Genomic DNA, 18,012 nt, shown 5'->3' with positions numbered 1-18,012 from the left:
CACCCCCCACTTGCCCGCACGGACCCCGCCATGGCCAGCCCCCGACACCACAGCATCGATCTCGCCTTTGACCGCGACCACCTCTGGCATCCCTACACGTCCACCTCGAAGCCGCTGCCGGTGTACCCGGTGGCCCGCGCCGAGGGGGTGTACCTGGAACTGGAAGACGGCCGCCGGCTGATCGACGGCATGTCGTCCTGGTGGGCGGCCATCCACGGCTACAACCATCCGCGCCTGAACCAGGCCGCCAAGGATCAGATCGACCGCATGGCCCATGTCATGTTCGGTGGCTTGACGCACGAACCGGCGGTGGAACTGGGCAAGAAGCTGGTGGCGCTGACCCCGGAACCGCTGAACAAGGTGTTTCTGGCGGACAGCGGTTCGGTGTCCGTGGAAGTGGCCATCAAGATGGCGCTGCAGTACTGGCTGAGCCAGGGCAGGGGAGAGAAGCACCGCCTGATCGCCCTGCGCAACGGCTATCACGGCGACACTTTCGGGGCCATGGCCACCTGCGACCCGGTCAACGGCATGCACCATCTGTTCAGCAAGGTGCTGCCCCGGCACCTGTTCGCCGACGCGCCGACCATCGGCTACCACGATGATTGGGACGACCGTGACCTGGACTCCCTGCGCGAGCTGCTGGAACGGCACGCCGACGAAGTGGCGGCGGTGATCCTGGAACCCATCGTGCAGGGCGCCGGCGGCATGCGGCTCTACCACCCGGAGTACCTGCGCGGCGCCCGCCGCCTGTGCGACGAGCACGGCGTGCTGCTGATCTTCGACGAAATCGCCACCGGCTTTGGCCGCTCCGGGGAATTGTTCGCCCTGGAACACGCCGGCGTCTGCCCGGACATACTGTGCCTGGGCAAGGCCCTCACCGGCGGCTACATGACCCTGGCGGCGACCCTGTGCAGCGACCGGGTGGCCGCCGGCATCTGTGACGGCGAAGCCGGCGTGCTGATGCACGGCCCCACCTTCATGGGCAACCCGCTGGCCTGCGCGGTGGCCAACGCCAGCATCGAACTGCTGCTGGAGAGCGACTGGCGCGGCCGGGTGGCCGGCATCCAATCGCAACTGCGCCGCGAACTGGAACCCTGCCGCCGCCTGCCCGGCGTCGCCGACGTGCGCGCCCTGGGCGCCATCGGCGTGCTGGAACTGGAGCAGCCCTGCGACGTGGCCGCCACCCAGAAGATGCTGGTGGAGCGGGGCGTCTGGATAAGGCCGTTCGGCAAGCTGGTCTACATCATGCCGCCCTTCGGCATCGAGCCGGAGCAGCTCAGCCGGCTGGTGGACGCCATGGCGGCGGTGACGCAGCTCTAGGCCTTTTCGGCGGCCCGGAAGCGGCCGTTACGCACGATTGAATCTGCCGCCGGGGTGCCTGGACGCCCCGGCCTATCGCCTGGCGAGCCATTCGAGGCAAGCTGCCGCCGTCAAACATTTTCCAGGGGGCAGGGCGATGATGTCCGTAACACCGATCCAATTCCCATCCGCCGGGGTCACCTGCAGGGGCGATCTCTACCTGCCGGACGCCGCCACTCCGGTACCAATCATTGTCATGGCCCACGGCCTGGGCGGCACCCGCAACATGCGGCTGCCGGCCTTCGCCGAGCGATTCGTGGCCCAGGGCTACGCCTGCCTGCTGTTCGACTACCGTCATTTTGGCGACAGCAACGGCCAGCCCCGGCAACTGCTGAACATCAAAAAGCAGCTCCAGGACTGGAAAGCCGCCATCGCCTGTGCCCGAACCCTGGAGCAGGCCGACCCGGACCGGGTGATCCTGTGGGGCACGTCCTTTTCCGGCGGCCATGTGCTGGCCACCGCCGCCGCCGACCCGCGCCTGGCGGCGGTGATTTCCCAATGCCCGTTCACCGACGGCCTGGCCTCGACCCTGGCCACCGAACCCCTGGTCTCGGCGAAACTCACCGTCAGGGCCCTGCGTGACCGGCTCGGCGCCCTGGCCGGCGCCGAGCCGGTGATGGTGGCGGTGGCGGGGCGGCCCGGCGAAACCGCCCTGATGACCGCCCCGGACGCCTGGGACGGCTATATGAAGCTGGCACCGGACGGCGTGGAAGTGCGCAACGAAGCCGCCGCGCGCTTCGCCCTGGACATCATCCGCTATTACCCGGGCCGCAAAACCACCGCCATCCAGGCGCCGGTGCTGTACTGCGTGTGCGACCACGACACCGTGGCGCCGGCCCGGCAAACCCTGCGCCATGCCAGCCGCACACCCCGGCACCAGATCAAGCATTACCAGGCGGGGCACTTCGAAATCTATCTGGGCGAGCCGTTCGAACAGGTGGTGGCGGACCAGATCAGCTTTCTGGGAGAGCACTGTCCGCCATAGGGCCGTCAAGTCGGGGTGGTGGTCCTGGGAGCGGTCGGCAGATAACTCTCAGGACCCATATCTTCTATTTAACATAATATACATTACACGTACTTATACCTGTGTGATCTTGCTTGGATTCGGTGTCTCCCCGGCGCTTCCGCGGTGCCGCCAATCCGGTGACCCCGACGAACGAGTCTGTTGCTCGCTTCGGTGCCAGTCAAAACAGGCTCGGATGGCCTGATACAGCATCACCGCGAACAGCAAGCGGATCATCTCCACCAGCACTCCGGCGAAACCGCCCAACGTTATGATCGACGCCACCCATAACGCCAGGAACAGTACGAACAAAACCACTGCCGCGATTCGGCTCTTGCGGTACACGCCGTACGCCAGACCGGCGCAGATCAGTGCGAGCATACAGGCGCCAGCGAACGTCGGCAGGCCGGCATCGGCACCCTGCCCGACCAATTGGATAACCGCGCCGAGCAGCAACAGCCCGGCGCTGATCGCCCCGACGACCCATCCATTATGAATACCGCTTTGCTGATTACCGGTTTCCAAGGCGACGCTCGTCGGCTCGCCGGCTTCGTATGGATTTCTTTTCATGCCTGTCTCCCTTACCCACAAACCCGTCTTTTTAATGCAAATATATGCAATATTCAGTGACACGGTGTGGATTTCGAATGGAACGGTGCCGGGAGACCCGATACGCAAAAAAAAGGCGCGCCGGGCGGCGCGCCATAAGGGGGTTGCTCGGGGGGGGGGGGGGGGTGATCAGTACTTGGTGCTGGCGTCCAGGAATTCCTCGGCGCGCTCGGTCTGCGGGCGGGTGGCCAGGCTCACGCCCACGTACAGCACGGTGGCGACGATGATGCCCCAGATGCCGGCGGGCAGACCCAGGAACTTGTTGCCGGTGGCGTACATCAGCAACACGATCAGGGTGGTGCCCACCACGCTGGTCAGGGCGCCGGCGGCGGTGCCGCGCTTCCAGTAGAAGGCGCCGATGGTGGCCGGCACCACGGCCACCAGGCCGGAGGACGCGGCCACGGACAGCACCGCGATCAGGTCCAGCTGCAGTTCGGCGAAGCCGAACGCCAGGATGGCGATGATCGGAATCACGATCTTGCCCAGCAGCAGCTGTTTGCCGTCGTCACGACCGTCCTTCATGTTGGCGTACACGTCCCGGGCCAGCATCGAGGACAAGGTCAGCATGATGGAGTCGATGGTGGAGATGGCGGCGGCCATGATGCCGATCAGCACGATGGCGCCCAGCACCGGCGGTACGTGCTCGGAGCCCAGCAGCGTGGCGGTGGCCAGGTCGGCCTGGGCCAGGTCCGGGTAGGCGGCCAGGGCGGAGAAGCCCCACAGCACCGATACCAGGGTGTAGATCAGACCGAACACCAGGAAGCCCATCAGCATGCGGCGCATGGCGCTCAGCGAGGACGGCATGAACAGCCGCTGGCTGACCTGCGGGTTGGACAGGCTGAAGAAGAACCAGGGAATGGTCAGCCCCAGGAAGGTGACGAAGCTGAACAGGCCGGGGCCCGGCACCACCAGGGATTGCGGTTTCTCTTCGGCGAGGGTATCGAACAGCGCGTGGAAGCCACCGAGACCCTGAATCACCAGCCAGGCCACCAGGGTGGAGGCGATGATCATCATGATCGCCTGCAGGGAGTCGGTCCACATCACCGAGCGGATGCCGGCGATGTAGGAGAAGAAGATCGCCACCACGGTGGCCAGCACCACGCCGGTGGTGAACGGAATGGCGCCTTCGGTGGCGCCCTGCAGCAGGTAGCCCACGCCGGCCAGCTGTACCGCCGCGTAGGGGATCAGGAAGATGCAGCTGGAGATGGCCACGGCCATGGACACTTTCTTGTCGCCGTAACGGTGGCCAAGCATTTCACTGGGAGTCACGAAACCGAACTTCTTGCCCACCGCCCAGAATTTCGGGCCGAAGATGGCCACCAGGGAAACCCCGGCGAAGTAGACGATTTCAAAACCCAGGGCGCCGACGCCGCCCTTGTAGGTCAGGCCGGCGAGACCGACCATCATGAAGGCGCTGTAGGTGGTGGCGCTGTAGCTCATGGCGGACACGAAGCCGCCCATCTTGCGGTCGCCCAGGAAGTACCCGGACATGTTGGCCATTTTGCCCTGCCGGGCCAGTATCGCGATGGCGACGGCGATCACCAGATAGATCGCCACCGACCACCAGATCATCGATTCGGTCATGTTCAGCGCCCCTCGAAATCTTTGGTGATGTAGAGATTGATGGCGATCACGGCGACGCCGGCCAGGGTCCAGAACAGGAAGCTCCCGTACCAGGCGTGCACATCACTCAGAACGGTGTAAGGAACCAGGTAGCAAAGCACCACCACGGCCCACACCAGCCAGATCCACTTGCTTCGTTGCATATCCCACCTCGTAGGCATTGGTTGATTAGCGATATACGCCTTTTATCATTGTTGGTCGTGCTCCCTGCGCAGGTCGGCGACGGTCTTCCCGACTTCCTTCCAGGGCGTCTCTCCCGGTGCGAAACGCGCCCGCAAGTACTGCACCAGATCGACGATCTGGCGGTCGCTGAGACTGTGTGCGAAGGCCGGCATTTCGCCCGCCCCCGCCACGCCCTCGGCGTGAACACCGCCGAGGATTGATTGAATGACGTTGTCCGGGCGCTGGCTGTGCAGATTGGTGTTCAGCGCCAGCGCCTGTTTGGCGGAGGTGAAGGTGGCGGTGCCGTTTTCGTGGCAGGCGGCGCAGGCCCCTTCAAACACCCGCTGGCCCGCTTCCTGGCCCACCGGCTCGGCGCGGCTGGCGGCCACCACGGCGGCGGCGCGCTCGCTTTGGGCCGGGTCGCTGAGCGGCGCGTCCATCTGCGTGGCCACGTAATGGGCGATGGCGCGCACGTCGTCTTCCGGCAGCTCGGCGAGCCCCGCCACCACCGGCGCCATCGGGCCGCCGGCCACGCCATGGGCCTCGGACCGGCCGGTGCGCAGGTACTCGAACAGGGACTGCTCGGTCCAGCCCGCCGGCGAGCGCGAGGCGGCGGTGAGCGCCGGCGCTTCCCAGCCGTCCACCAGCGCGCCGGCGAGCCGGGCGTCGCCGCCCTTCTCGGCGCCGAACAGATTGCGCGGCGTGTGGCAGGCGCCGCAGTGCCCTGCCCCTTCAAATAGATAGGCGCCCCGGTTCCATTGCGCGGACCGGGTGGCGTCCGGCTTGAACGGCGACGGGTCATGGAACAGCAGATTCCAGCCGGCCATCATCGAGCGGATATTGAACGGAAAACGCAGTTCGTTTTGCGGCGCCGGCGCGGCCACCGCCGGCTGGGCCATCAGGTAGGCGTAGAGCGCCTGCATGTCGGCGTCGCTGATCTTGGCGAAATCGGTATAGGGGAAGGCCGGGTAAAGATGGCGGCCGTCCCGGCCGATGCCCTCGCGCATGGCGCGCTCGAAGGCGGCAAAGGACCAGTTGCCAATGCCGGTGTCCGGGTCCGGCGTCAGATTGGTGCTATAGAGCGTGCCGAACGGCGTCTCGAACGGTCGCCCGCCCAGGTTCACGGTGCCGCCTTCGGCGGTGTGGCAGACGGCGCAGTCGCCGGCTTCCGCCACCAGGCGACCCCGTTCGATGGTCTCGGCGGAATACAGGTTGGCCGCCGGCCGCGCCACCGGCGCGATGGACGGCCGGAACGGCCACAGGGTGGCGAGCAGCCCGGTCACCGCCAGGGCGCCGGCCCACCACCAGCGCCGCTTGCCCGGGCGCGCCCGTTCTTCCAGAGCGGCGCGCACCCGCGCCGGGGAAAACGGCGGCGACCGGAAGCGCACGCCGGTGGCGTCGTACAGGGCGTTGGCCACCACCGCCACCGCCGGGCTCAGGTCCACGCCGTCGCTGAGCGCCGGGGTGCCCGGGGCGTCGCGGCGGGCCGGCGGCGAGGACGGCCGCCAAGCCGGCAGTTTGCGGTCCGCCGGCGCCGCCCACTCGTCCGCCGGCGGCGGCGTGGACGGCAGGCCGAGCAGTTTCCGTTCCAGGGTGTCGCGCAGCGGGGTGGCGTCCAGCAGCGGGCGCAGCGGGCCGTCGGCGCCGGCGTCCTGGCCGGCCACCAGCCGTGACAGGCGCACCCCGCCGGTGACGGTGTTCACCTCCACGTCGGCGATCCAGGCGCTGCGGGTGCCGGAACCGGCGTCACCGGATTCCGAGGGGCGGTGGCTGTAGGCCACGCCCCGGCCACGGACCAGATCGGCGCGGCCGTCGTCCTCGGCGGGGGTGTCCCAGGCGGCCTGGTCGGCCACCGATTTCAGCAGCTGGCGACCGCGCGGGTCCTTGATATGCCGCAGCCGCAGGGCCACCGGGTCCTCGCCCAGGGCGGCGGCCACCTCGTCGAGGAAGGATTCCTGCACGAAGGTGAATTGCAGCGCGGCGGCGTCCGGGTCGCGCAGCAGGTTGTCGGTGAGGCGGCCGGTGAGCCACAGGGCCAGCGGCGGCACCGACACATAGCCCAGGTCGTCGTCGACCCGGAAGTCGTCGCCGTCGGCGGTGCCGCTGACCCGCAGCCGGCGGGCCCGGGCCAGGGCCTCGGCATCGCGGGCATAGGGGTCCGGGTCCAGGCGCACCGCCACCGGCCGGCCCAGGGCCCGGGCCAGCAGTGCCGCGTCGGCGGCGGCGTCGTCACTGCCTTGGCGGCCCAGGCCGGCTTCCGCGTCGCCGTCGATATGAATGCGTTGGGGGTCGCTTTCCAGCAGGCAGGCCAGCTCGCCGCGCAGACGCTCGGTGTTGGCCACCGGGCCGGCCAGGCGCAGGCCACCGTCGATAAAGTCGGCGATCACCCAGTCCGGTTCCGCGCCCCAGGCCAGGCGGCCGGGCCATTGGTAGTCCCGGCGCAGGCGGGCGTCGGTGACCGCCGGGCGGACCGCCTTGTCGTCCCGGTCCGGGGTCGACCAGCGCAGCGGCAGACGGGCGGCGGCGCGGCGGGCCGCTTCGTGGCTGGCGGCCACCACCGCCACGAAATTGCCGTCGGCGACCACGGTGACGCCCTCCCCGGCCAGCGCCTCGCGGTCCACGTGCAGGAGCTGGGAGCAGACAAAAGCGCGGGCGTCGAGCCGGTACACCGGCGGGCGGATCACCACGCCATAGCGCAGGGCGTCGTTGTCGGTGTCCGGGGCGCGCGTATCCGGGGTCTTGTTCATTGCGGCTCTCCCTCGGTCGCTGAGGGCGTCAGCCCCGCCGCCCGGCAGGCGGCGGCGAGGATTTCCTGGTGGGTGCCGCAGCGGCACAGGGTGTGATCCAGGGCCGCGACCAGGGCCTCCCGGCTGGGTGCCGGGTCGGCGTTGAGCAGGCCACGCACGGTCATGATCATGCCGTTCAGGCAATAGCCACACTGGGCGCCCTGCTCTTCGATAAAGGCGTCCTGCACCGGGTCCAGCCGCTCGCCGTCGCCGAGACCTTCCAGGGTAGTGATCTCATGCTCCGCCAGGGTGCCCACCGGCAATACGCAGGAACGGGCGGCACGGCCGTCCACCAGCACCATGCAGGCGCCGCATTCGCCCAGGCCGCAGCCGAATTTGGGGCCGTTCAGGCACAGGTCGTTGCGCAGCACATAAAGCAGCGGCGTGGACGGGGCGGCACGGACGGCGTGCCGCTCACCGTTGACGGTGAGGTGAAGCGCGTCACTCATGGTCGTGGGCTCAGCGGGCGTGGACGGCCAACGACAAGGATGACGGATTCAGGACAACTCGACGGACGGACATGCGTATGCTCTCTGTTATCGCACCGTTCGGGTGCGTAGCGGAGTAATTATCACTTTTATGGGGCACACATTCTTTTTCAGTAGCAAGATGGAAGGTGTGCACCCTAATTGGGCGAGCGTGCCAAAATCGTCCGGATTCCGGACTTCGTCGCTCTAAGCCAGGAAAATAGCTTTAAATAGAACACCCATGGCTGTCAACAAGGCCCTTTACCTAATCCGTGATTTTCCGGGTCATCCTTTCCTTGACCCGCCAATAAATGGTGTATACGTTTTTTCGGACATTCCTGCCGGGGTGCTCCCGGCGCCGCTGCTTGCCGCGCCCGTCGCGCGGCGTGATGATCGGACCATGATGCGAACCGAAACCCTGCCCGGCCGCCAGGCCCTGCTGCACGATCCGGACACCCTGGTGGTGTACCGGGACCCCGTTCCCACGCCCAAGCCGGCGCCAGGCCAGCCCGGTACCGACTCGGACTTCCTGCCCAGCGAACCGGAGCTGTTCGTGGCGGTGCTCGGCGACGGCCGGGTGCTGGGCTTCAACGGCCACGTGGACCTGGGCACCGGCATCCGCACCGCCCTGGGCCAGATCGTGGCCGAGGAACTGAACGTGAGTTTCGACACCGTGCGCATGGTGCTCGGCCACCCCCGCGACGTGCCCAACCAGGGCCCCACCATCGCCAGCGCCAGTATTCAGATCACCGCCGAGCCGCTGCGCCGGGCCGCCGCCCAGGCCCGCGAGCGACTGCTGGACCTGGCGGCGGAGCGCCTTGCGGCGCCACGGGAGCAACTGGTGGCCGCCGACGGCGCGGTGCATCACCACGCCGAACCTGAGCGGCGGCTCGGCTACGGCGAGCTGCTGCGCGGGCGCCGGGAGGACCTGAAACTGGCCGAGGCCGACCAGGTGCCGCTCAAACCCCGGGCGGACTACCGGATCGTCGGCCAGGCCACCGCCCGGGTGGACATCCCCGACAAGGCCCGGGGCAACCTGACCTTCGTTCACGACATCCGCGTGCCGGGCATGCTGCATGGCCGCGTGGTGCGGCCGCCCTATCACGGGCTGGATCGCGGCGACTTCGTGGGCCGCAGCCTGCTGGAGGTGGACCGGGATTCGGTGGCGGACCTGCCCGGCCTGGTGGAGGTGGTGGTGATCGGCGATTTCGTCGGCGTGGTGGCGGAGCGCGAGGAACAGGCGATCCTGGCGGCACGGCGCCTCAAGGTGAGCTGGCGCGCGCCGGAGAATCTGCCCGCCCTGAACCGGGACGAGGACCTGGAAGCGGCGCTGCGCGCCCTGCCCGCCCAGCGCCGCGAACTGGTCACCGATGAGGATTCCGAGCCGCCGACGGATGCGGACACCCTGCGCCGCACCTATGTATGGCCCTATCAATTGCACGGCTCCATCGGCCCGTCCTGCTCGGTGGCGGCCCTGGAGGACGGCCTGCTGACGCTCTGGTCCGGCACCCAGAACCCGCACAGCCTGCGCGCCGACCTGGCCCGCCTGCTGGATCTGGACGAAGGCAATATCGATATCCGCCGCTATGAGGCGTCCGGCTGCTATGGCCGTAACTGCGCCGACGACGTGGGCGCCGACGCCGCCCTGCTGGCCCGCGCCGTGGGCCGGCCGGTGCGGGTGCAGCTGTCCCGGGAGCAGGAACATCTGTGGGAGCCCAAGGGCGCCGCCCAGATCATGGACGTGGAAGGCGAGCAGGACGCGGACGGCGCCCCGGCCAGCTACCGCTTCGTCACCCGCTATCCGTCGGACAACGCCCCGACCCTGGCCCTGCGGCTGATCGGCAAGGTGGCCGAAGGCGAGCACCCGTTCCAGATGGGCGACCGCACCGCGGTACCGCCCTACGCCTACCCGCGCCGGCGCATCGCCTGCGACGACGTGCCCACCCTGATCCGCGCCGCCTGGCTGCGCGGCGTGTCGGCGCTGCCGAACACCTTCGCCCACGACAGCTTTATCGACGAGTTGGCGGAGCGCGCCGGCGAGGACCCGCTGGCCTACCGCCTGCGCCACCTGGACGACGACCGGGCCCGCGCGGTGCTGCGCGCCGCCGCCGAACGGGCCGGCTGGGTGCCGCGCCCCTGGCCGATGCTCAGCCGCGCCGAGCAGGCCGACGGCTGGCGCAACGGTCGCGGCCTGGCCTACGCCCGCTATGTGCACAGCAAGTTCCCCGGTTTCGGCGCCTCCCTGGCCGCCTGGGTGGTGTTCCTGCAGGTGCACCCGGACAGCGGCCGCCTCCGCGTGCAGCGGCTGGTGGTGTCCCAGGACGCCGGGCTGATGGTCAACCCGGCCGGGGTACGCCATCAGGTGCACGGCAACATCGTGCAGATGCTGGGCCGCACGTTGAAGGAGAGCGTGCCGTTCGAGGACGGCCGGCCGGCGGCCCGGGAATGGGGCGGCTACCCGCTGCTGCGCTTCTCCGAGCTGCCGGAGATCGATCTGGTGCTGATGGACGCGCCGGATCAGCCGCCCCTGGGCGTGGGCGAATCCACCTCCCTGCCGGCGGCGCCGGCCATCGCCAATGCCCTGTTCGACGCCACCGGCGTGCGCTTCCGCCGCCCGCCCTTCACCCCGGAACGGGTGCGCGCCACCCTGGAAGCCGCCGGCGGAGCGCGTCGGTGAAAACCCTGGCCCTGATCGCCGCCGCCGGCCGGGCCCGCCGTTTCGGCAGCGACAAACGCCACGCCGCCCTGGCGGACGGGCGCGCCCTGCTGGCCGCCACCCGGGCCCGGGCCGGCGAACGCTTCGCCGATGTGCGGGTGATTCTGCGCGCCGATGACCGACCGGCGGATCTGGCGGTACCGGAGAGCGCGGTGATCGTCAGCCCGCGGGCCGACCAGGGGCTGGGTCTGAGTCTGGCGGACGCGTTCGCCGCCCTGCTGGCGCGGGACGAACCGGCGCGGGTGGTGGCGGTGTGGCTCGGCGATATGCCCTGGGTCGCCACGGAGACCGTGGACCGGCTGCTGGCCGAAGCCGCCCGGGACCATATCGTGCGGCCCACCCTGGACGGCCGCCCCGGCTTCCCGGTGTTGTTCGGCCGCGACCTGTGGCCGGCCCTGGCGGCCAACGACCAACCGGACGGCGCCCGGGCGGTGGTGGCCCGGCACCGCCGGGCACTGGTGGAAGTCCCGGTGAGCGACCCGGGCGTGCTCCGTGACGTGGACAAGCCCGATGACATTAAATCCCTCTAAAACAAACCGTTAAACCCCTAACCTCATGTAATTTCTCCATCCGGTGGCCGGTTCCCGGCAACCGGCTTGCTGGATTCGTCGCTCCCCGCTTGGCCTAATCCGACCGTTATCGATAAACGGAATCATTGCCGTTTTGTCGTGGGCTTCAGGGGATGTGGATGTCATTGTTGTCAAAACCGGCGCGGCGCCACTGGCGGGCCCCGGCCCTGCTGCTGGCGCTGCTGGTCGGGGCCCCGGCGGGGGCGGCGGAGCCGGTGCGGCTGGCCACCGTGGAGGCCCATCATCTGCAAGAGCGCCTGCCGCTCACCGGCACCGTCACAGCAGACCGGGCCGCCCTGCTCTCCACCGCCGTGGCCGGTCAGGTCACCGGTCTCACCGTGGACCTGGGTGACCGGGTCGACGCCGGCGACACCCTCCTTGAACTGGACCCGGAACTGAACCGGCTGGCGCTGGAGAGCGCCCGGGCCGCCGCCGAGGAGGCCCGCGCCGGCCGCGACGATGCCCGCCGCCGCCTGGAAGAGGCCAGCACCCTGGTGGCGCGGCGCAGCATCGCCGCCAGCGAGGTGCGCGGCCTGGAATCCGAGGTGAGCATGGCCGAGGCCGCCCTGGCCGCCGCCCGCGCCGAGCAGCAACGGCAGGCCGCCCTGCTCCGCCGCCACACCCTGACCGCCCCGTTCGACGGCGTGATCAGCCGGAAGCTCACCGAAGTGGGCGAATGGGTGACGCCGGGCAGCGCGGTGCTGGAGCTGGTCAATCTGGAGCGGCTGCGGCTGGATTTCGCGGTGCCCCAGGAGTACTTCCCACGCCTCGGCGACGGCGCCGGCCTGCAGGTTAGCCTGGGCGGCGACGCCGGACCCGCCCGGGCGGCGGACATCATCGCGGTGGTGCCGGTCAGTGACCCGGGCGCGCGCACCTTCGTGCTGCGCGCCCGGCTGCCGGACCCGCCACCGATGACCCCGGGCATGTCCGCCCGCGCCACCCTGACGTTGCCCGGCGAGCGGGCCAGCCTGGCGGTGCCCCGGGACGCCCTGGTGCGCTACCCGGACGGCCGCGTCACGGTGTGGCTGGCGGAATCCCGCGACGGCGCCCTGGTGGCCCGCGAGCAGCGGGTGCGGGTGGGCGGCGGCCTGGACGATCTGGTCACCGTGCTGGAGGGCCTGAACGCCGGCGACCGGGTGGTGGTGCGCGGTAACGAGAGCCTGCGCGACGGCCGCCCACTGGCGCCCGTGGACGACCAGGGGTAGGCGCCGGTGTTCGAGAAGATCGTCCGTAATGGCACCCTGATGACGGTGGTGGTGCTGATCATCACCCTGCTCGGCATTCTGGCCGCCCTGCGCATTCCCGTGCAGATGATTCCGGACCTGGAGGTGCGCACCATCACGGTGCAGACCCAGTGGCCCGGCGCCACGCCCCAGGACGTGGAAAAGGAAATTCTGATCGAGCAGGAAGAATACCTGCGCAACGTGCCCAATCTGCGCCGGCTCACCGCCACCGCCTCCAGTGGCGAGGCGGAAATCGAGCTGGAGTTTCCGTTCGGGGTGGACATCACCGAGACCCTGATTCGCGTCAACAACGCCCTCAGCCAGGTGCCGGACTACCCGGACAACGTGGACCAGCCACGCATTCTGTCCACCTCCTTTTCCGCCAACGCCTTCATGTATTTCCGGGTCTCCCCGCAGCCGGGCAATCCCAAGGATCTGGACCTGGACATGATGCGCGACTTCATCGACGACCAGGTGCGTACCCGCATGGAGAGCGTGGCCGGGGTGTCCCAGGTGGAGCTGCGCGGCGGCGCCGAGCGCCAGGTGCGGGTGCTGCTGGACCCGCAGCGGCTGGCCGAGCGCGGCCTCACCGTGATGGCCGTGCGCGACGCCCTGCGCCAGCGCAACCGGGACGTGTCCGGCGGCGAACTGGACAGCGGCAAGCGCCGCTACCTGCTGCGCACCGTGGGCCGCTTCGAGCAGGTGCCGGAGCTGGAGGAACTGGTGCTGGCGCGGCGCGGCGACGGCGTGATCCGCCTGCGCGACGTGGCTACGGTGGCCCTGGATCATTTTCCGGTGCGCGGCCTGTCACGGGTGGACGGCGAGCCGGTGATCACCCTGGCGGTGCGTCGGGAAACCGGCGCCAACGTCATCGACATCAAGTACGCCATGCTCGACCAGGTGGCGCTGATCAACCGGGAGGTGCTGGAGCCCGCGGGGCTGCGCATGGCGCTGATCTCCGACGACGTGCGCTATGTGGAAGCCTCGGTGGCCAATGTCTGGACCAACCTGGCGATCGGCGCTCTGTTCGCCACCCTGGTGATGTTTCTGTTCCTGCGCTCGGTGCGGGTCACCGCCCTGGGCGTGGTGGGCATCCCGATCTGCACCATCGCCGCCTTCCTGGGCCTGCTGCTGGCCGGGCGCACCATCAATGTGATTTCCCTGGCCGGGGTGGCCTTCGCCATCGGCATGACCCTGGACAATTCCATCGTGGTGCTGGAGAGCATCGAGATCGAACGGCGCCGGGGCCTGGACCGCCTGCGCGCCTCCGTGGAGGGGATCCGCAAGGTGTGGCCGGCGGTGTTCGCCTCCACCCTGACCACGGTGCTGGTGTTCCTGCCGGTGGTGTTCATTCAGCAGGAAGCCGGACAGCTTTATTCCGACATCGCCATCGCCGTGTCCGCCTCGATTCTGGTGTCCATGCTGGTGGCGATGACGGTGATTCCGACTCTGGCGGCGCGGCTGGACTTCGGCGCCGTGTTCGACCACCAGGGCCAGGATAGCCGCTGGCTGGCCCGGGTGCATCGCCTGTCCGCCTGGCTGTCCGCGTCCGCCGGCCGGCGCGCCACGGTGATCGGCGCCACCCTGCTGGGCGGCACCCTGGTGATCGTGCTGCTGACGCCGCCGGCGGAATACCTGCCGGAGGGCGAGGAGGCCAAGACCTTCGCCTCCATGAACGCGCCGCCGGGCTACAATCTCGCCGCCATGGCGGAGATCGGCGAGCAGGTGCAGGCGCATTTCCTGCCGCTGGTGAACGCCGACCCGGCGGCCTGGGAGGCCGGTGATCTGCCGGCGCCGCCGCTGCGTTATCTGAACCTGTACGTGGACACCCAGGGCCTGCGGGTGATCGCCGAACCGGTGGACCCGGCGCACATGGACGCGCTGATGGACGCCCTCACCGCCTTCTATGAGCGCTACCCGGGCATGCGCGCCTTCGCCGCCCGGGGCTCGATCATCTCCAGCAATGACGGCGGCACCCGCAGCGTCAATCTGGACATCTCCGGCAACGATCTGGCCACCCTGTTCCAGGTGGCCCAGGCCGCCTACCGGCGCGCCGACCAGGTGTTCGATGGCCCGCGCATTCAGAGCCAGCCGGCCAGCCTGTCCCTGGCCCAGCCGTTGCTGGAGGTGCGCCCGGACTGGGAACGGGCCGAGGAACTGGGGCTCAGCGCCGAACAGCTCGGCTTCACCGTGGCGGCGCTCACCGACGGCGCCTATCTGGACGAGTTCTTTCTCGGCGACGACAAGGTGGACATCTACGCCTACAGCCACCGGGGCGTGGACCCGGCACTCTCGGAGCTGCCGGCCCTGCCGGTGCACACGCCGCTGGGCGCCACGGTGCCGCTGTCGGCGGTGGCGACCCTGGTGGAAACCGTGGACACCAGTACCGTGCGCCGGGTCAACGGCCGCCGCACGGTGACCCTGAACATCATTCCGCCGCGCTCGGTGGCGCTGGAGACCGGCGTGCGCACGGTGCGCGAACAGGTGATCGGCGCCCTGCGCGAGGAAGGCGCGATTCCCGCCGGGGTCAGCGTGGACATCTCCGGCGCCAGCGACCAGCTGGACGCCACCCGCGACGCCCTCACCGGCAACTATGTGGTGGCGGTGCTGCTGATCTACCTGCTGCTGGTGGCGATCTTCACCCATTGGGGCTACCCGCTGCTGATCATGACCACCATCCCGGTGGGCATCGCCAGCGGCATTCTCGGCCTGGCGCTGCTCAACGGTCTGGGGGCGCTGTTGCCGTTGCTGGGCCTGCCCGGCTTCAGCCAGCCGTTCGACATGATCTCCATGCTCGGCTTTCTGATTCTGATGGGCACGGTGGTCAACAACCCGATTCTGATCGTCCACGAAGCGCTGACCAATCGTCGCCAGGGGCGGCCGGTGGCGGAGTCGGTCAGCGAGGCGGTGCGCTCACGGCTGCGCCCCATCGCCATGACCACCATCACCACGGTGTGCGGGCTTGCGCCGCTGGTGCTGCTGCCCGGCGAGGGCACCGAATTGTATCGGGGCGTGGGCGCCATCGTGCTGTTCGGGCTGCTAGGCACCGCCATCATTACCGTCACCTTCCTGCCGGCGCTCACCGCCACCGTGCTGACCTTCACCGAACGGCGCCGGCAACACTGAACATCCGCTCCCTGGGTTTTCCTCTGAATATGGTGCATGCACCGCTTTTGCGCGGTGCCGACCCGGTTTGCACCAGGGTCGGGCAAGGCGCAAAGAATCCTCACGAATTTACGTTTTAGCGCGAAAAATCATCGCATATTCCCTTACACCCTCCCGCCACGCCGGACATGACCTGGGTCACGGCGGCAATCGTAAAAAGAGGCTTGACCGGCCAATAAATGGTGTATACGTTGTTTCTAGTCAACTTTTCCACGAATCATCAGGAGGACCTGATTGTGAGTACCACCAAGCCGACCATCGCGGTCATCGGCGCCGGCCTGGGCGGCGCCGCCGCTGGCGCCCTGCTTCAGAAAGCGGGTTACCCCACCCAGGTTTACGAGCAAGCACCGGAATTTTCCCGTCTGGGCGCCGGTATCCACCTGGGCCCCAACGTGATGAAGGTGATGCGTCGTATCGGTATCGAGGACGCGCTGGATCGCATGGGCTCGCATCCGGACCACTGGTTCAGCCGTGACGGCGCCACCGGTGAATACCTGTCGCGCATTCCGCTGGGCGATTTCGCCAAGAAAGAATACGGCGCGTCCTACATCACGGTTCACCGCGGCGATCTGCACGCGCTGATGGTCGATCAGCTGGACCAGGAGCGGCTACACTTCGGCAAGCGTCTCGAGAAAGTCGACGACCAGGGCGACAAGGTGGTCATGACCTTCACCGACGGCAGTCAGGACACCGCCGACATCGTGATTGGCGCGGATGGCGTCAACTCCGTGATCCGCGAGCACCTGCTCGGTGAAGAACAGCCGATCTACAGCGGCTGGGTGGCCCACCGCGCGATTATTTCCGCGGAAAAACTGAAGGCCTACGACCTGGATTTCGAAGCCTGCGTGAAGTGGTGGTCCGAAGACCGTCACATGATGGTCTACTTCGTGACCGGCGACGAAAAAGAGTACTACTACGTCACCGGTGTTCCGGAGCCGGACTGGAACCACGGCACCTCCTTCGTGGACAGCTCCCGCGAAGAAATGCGCAAAGCCTTCGAAGGCTACGGCGAGACCGTTCAGGCGCTGATCGATTGCACCGACAACGTCACCAAATGGCCGCTGCTGGAGCGTAACCCCCTGCCCCTGTGGCACGACAACCGTCTGGTGCTGCTCGGCGACGCCGCGCACCCGATGAAGCCGCACATGGCCCAGGGCGCCGCCATGGCCATCGAGGACGCCGCCATGCTGGTGCGCTGTCTGGACACCGTGGGCGCCGAGAATTATGCCGATGCCTTCGAGCTGTACCGCGCCAACCGTTTCGAGCGCGCGTCCCGCGTTCAGAAGGTATCCCACGACAACACCTGGCTGCGTTATGACGAAGACCCGGCCTGGGTATTCGCCCATGACGTGTACGAAGTCCCGCTGAAGGACCCCAAGACGGAGGTCGAGGAGAAAGCATGAGCAGCACCCGACTCTATGGCGCCAACGTCCACGCCAACGGCATTCGCCAGCACTATCTGCGCTACGGTGGCAAAGGCCAGCCCCTGGTCCTGATCCCGGGCATCACCAGCCCGGCGATCACCTGGGAATTCGTGGCCGAGCGCCTGGGCCGGAACTTCGACACCTATGTTCTGGACGTACGCGGCCGTGGCCTGTCGTCCACCGGTCCGGATCTCGATTACGGCACCGACGCCTGCGCCGATGACGTGGTCGCCTTCGTCGAGGCCCTGGGCCTGGAGGATTACATCCTGGCCGGCCATTCCATGGGCGCGCGGTTCGCGCTGCGGGCCGTGACCCGGGGCGCCAAGGGCGTGGCCAAACTGGCGCTGATCGATCCGCCGGTGTCCGGCCCGGGCCGCCGCGAGTACCCGAGCAAGCTGCCCTGGTACGTGGATTCCATCAACGACTGCACCCACGGTGCCGGTCTGGAAACCATGCGCAAGTACTGCCCCACCTGGACCGAGGAGCAACTGCTGCTGCGCGCCGAGTGGCTGCACACCTGCTATCTGCCGGCGATCGTGAAAAGTTTCGAGGAATTCCACGAAGTGGATATTCATCAGGACTTTCCGAAGGTCCAGGTCCCGACCCTGTTGCTGTGCGCCGGTAAAGGCGGCGTGATCCAGGACGAGGACAAGGACGAGATCAAACAGCTGCTGCCGTCGATCCGCATCGAAACGGTGCCGGACGCCGGCCATATGATTCCCTGGGACGACCTCGAAGGGTTCTTCCAGGGCTTCGGTGACTTTCTCGGAGCGCGGCCCTGAGCCGCCTCCTTGAGCTGCCTCTGTGAGGAAAGAAGCATGACGCGACCCTATCGAATCGGCCAGATCGTACCGAGCTCCAACATCACCATGGAGACCGAGATTCCGGCCATGCTCACCGCCCGGC

13 protein-coding genes are annotated in these 18,012 nt (G+C 68.2%); 8 read left to right on the top strand and 5 right to left on the bottom strand.

Annotated elements, in window-relative coordinates; genetic code table 11:
• The first annotated feature begins 30 nt into the window (after positions 1–30).
• Together bioA and ACLD0W_RS16870 are read left to right on the top strand one after the other, a co-directional pair.
• The gene (gene bioA, locus ACLD0W_RS16875; RefSeq protein ID WP_410308619.1) at positions 31–1,320 is read left to right on the top strand and encodes an adenosylmethionine--8-amino-7-oxononanoate transaminase; all 1,290 of its coding nucleotides are present in this window, start codon (positions 31–33) and stop codon (positions 1,318–1,320) included.
• 136 nt (positions 1,321–1,456) lie between these two features.
• A complete protein-coding gene (locus tag ACLD0W_RS16870) occupies positions 1,457–2,344 on the top strand; it encodes an alpha/beta hydrolase (RefSeq protein ID WP_410308618.1) in 888 nt (295 codons plus the stop codon).
• A gap of 93 nt (positions 2,345–2,437) precedes the next feature.
• Here the strand turns inward: ACLD0W_RS16870 and ACLD0W_RS16865 are convergent, their stop codons facing one another.
• The 5 genes from ACLD0W_RS16865 to ACLD0W_RS16845 all read right to left on the bottom strand — a co-directional run bounded on the left by ACLD0W_RS16865 (position 2,438) and on the right by ACLD0W_RS16845 (position 7,991).
• Positions 2,438–2,932 (bottom strand): hypothetical protein, encoded by a 495-nt coding sequence (locus ACLD0W_RS16865; RefSeq protein ID WP_410308617.1) that lies wholly within the window; start codon positions 2,930–2,932, stop codon positions 2,438–2,440.
• Between the two features lie 168 nt (positions 2,933–3,100).
• Positions 3,101–4,555, bottom strand: a complete 1,455-nt coding sequence (locus ACLD0W_RS16860) for a sodium:solute symporter family protein (protein WP_410308616.1) — start codon at positions 4,553–4,555, stop codon at positions 3,101–3,103.
• Positions 4,556–4,557: 2 nt separating this feature from the next.
• Positions 4,558–4,737, bottom strand: a complete 180-nt coding sequence (locus ACLD0W_RS16855) for a hypothetical protein (protein WP_204429729.1) — start codon at positions 4,735–4,737, stop codon at positions 4,558–4,560.
• A gap of 45 nt (positions 4,738–4,782) precedes the next feature.
• On the bottom strand, positions 4,783–7,503 hold the full coding sequence (locus tag ACLD0W_RS16850; RefSeq protein WP_410308615.1) for a c-type cytochrome: 2,721 nt from the start codon (positions 7,501–7,503) through the stop codon (positions 4,783–4,785).
• On the bottom strand, positions 7,500–7,991 hold the full coding sequence (locus tag ACLD0W_RS16845) for a (2Fe-2S)-binding protein (RefSeq protein ID WP_410308614.1): 492 nt from the start codon (positions 7,989–7,991) through the stop codon (positions 7,500–7,502). The genes ACLD0W_RS16850 and ACLD0W_RS16845 overlap by 4 nt, the downstream gene beginning before the upstream one ends.
• Before the next feature lie 418 nt (positions 7,992–8,409).
• Here ACLD0W_RS16845 and ACLD0W_RS16840 point away from each other — a divergent pair, with 418 nt between their 5' ends.
• From ACLD0W_RS16840 to ACLD0W_RS16815, 6 genes are all read left to right on the top strand, one after another.
• Complete coding sequence (locus ACLD0W_RS16840; RefSeq protein WP_410308613.1) at positions 8,410–10,686, top strand: molybdopterin cofactor-binding domain-containing protein; 2,277 nt, start codon at positions 8,410–8,412, stop codon at positions 10,684–10,686.
• Positions 10,683–11,255, top strand: a complete 573-nt coding sequence (locus ACLD0W_RS16835) for an NTP transferase domain-containing protein (RefSeq protein ID WP_410308612.1) — start codon at positions 10,683–10,685, stop codon at positions 11,253–11,255. Before ACLD0W_RS16840 ends, ACLD0W_RS16835 begins: the two co-directional genes overlap by 4 nt.
• A 158-nt stretch (positions 11,256–11,413) precedes the next feature.
• Positions 11,414–12,499: an efflux RND transporter periplasmic adaptor subunit gene (locus ACLD0W_RS16830; protein ID WP_410308611.1), complete on the top strand. Its 1,086-nt coding sequence runs from the start codon at positions 11,414–11,416 to the stop codon at positions 12,497–12,499.
• A 6-nt stretch (positions 12,500–12,505) separates the two neighbouring features.
• Positions 12,506–15,643: an efflux RND transporter permease subunit gene (locus tag ACLD0W_RS16825; protein WP_410308610.1), complete on the top strand. Its 3,138-nt coding sequence runs from the start codon at positions 12,506–12,508 to the stop codon at positions 15,641–15,643.
• 275 nt (positions 15,644–15,918) lie between these two features.
• Complete coding sequence (locus tag ACLD0W_RS16820; RefSeq protein ID WP_410308609.1) at positions 15,919–17,085, top strand: FAD-dependent monooxygenase; 1,167 nt, start codon at positions 15,919–15,921, stop codon at positions 17,083–17,085.
• On the top strand, positions 17,082–17,888 hold the full coding sequence (locus ACLD0W_RS16815) for an alpha/beta fold hydrolase (RefSeq protein WP_410308608.1): 807 nt from the start codon (positions 17,082–17,084) through the stop codon (positions 17,886–17,888). Before ACLD0W_RS16820 ends, ACLD0W_RS16815 begins: the two co-directional genes overlap by 4 nt.
• Positions 17,889–18,012: the final 124 nt, after the last annotated feature.

It is taken from the genome of Alloalcanivorax sp. C16-1, from assembly GCF_046507805.1.
Lineage (GTDB): Bacteria > Pseudomonadota > Gammaproteobacteria > Pseudomonadales > Alcanivoracaceae > Alloalcanivorax.
Note: the sequence above shows the minus strand (reverse complement) of the source record. Positions and strands in the feature narration are given on the sequence as shown.

Coding starts and splice junctions, on each gene's coding strand:
- bioA (WP_410308619.1), top strand. CDS start 31: ATGGCCAGCCCCCGACACCACAGCATCGATCTCGCCTTTGACCGCGAC.
- ACLD0W_RS16870 (WP_410308618.1), top strand. CDS start 1,457: ATGATGTCCGTAACACCGATCCAATTCCCATCCGCCGGGGTCACCTGC.
- ACLD0W_RS16865 (WP_410308617.1), bottom strand. CDS start 2,932: ATGAAAAGAAATCCATACGAAGCCGGCGAGCCGACGAGCGTCGCCTTG.
- ACLD0W_RS16860 (WP_410308616.1), bottom strand. CDS start 4,555: ATGACCGAATCGATGATCTGGTGGTCGGTGGCGATCTATCTGGTGATC.
- ACLD0W_RS16855 (WP_204429729.1), bottom strand. CDS start 4,737: ATGCAACGAAGCAAGTGGATCTGGCTGGTGTGGGCCGTGGTGGTGCTT.
- ACLD0W_RS16850 (WP_410308615.1), bottom strand. CDS start 7,503: ATGAACAAGACCCCGGATACGCGCGCCCCGGACACCGACAACGACGCC.
- ACLD0W_RS16845 (WP_410308614.1), bottom strand. CDS start 7,991: ATGAGTGACGCGCTTCACCTCACCGTCAACGGTGAGCGGCACGCCGTC.
- ACLD0W_RS16840 (WP_410308613.1), top strand. CDS start 8,410: ATGATGCGAACCGAAACCCTGCCCGGCCGCCAGGCCCTGCTGCACGAT.
- ACLD0W_RS16830 (WP_410308611.1), top strand. CDS start 11,414: ATGTCATTGTTGTCAAAACCGGCGCGGCGCCACTGGCGGGCCCCGGCC.
- ACLD0W_RS16815 (WP_410308608.1), top strand. CDS start 17,082: ATGAGCAGCACCCGACTCTATGGCGCCAACGTCCACGCCAACGGCATT.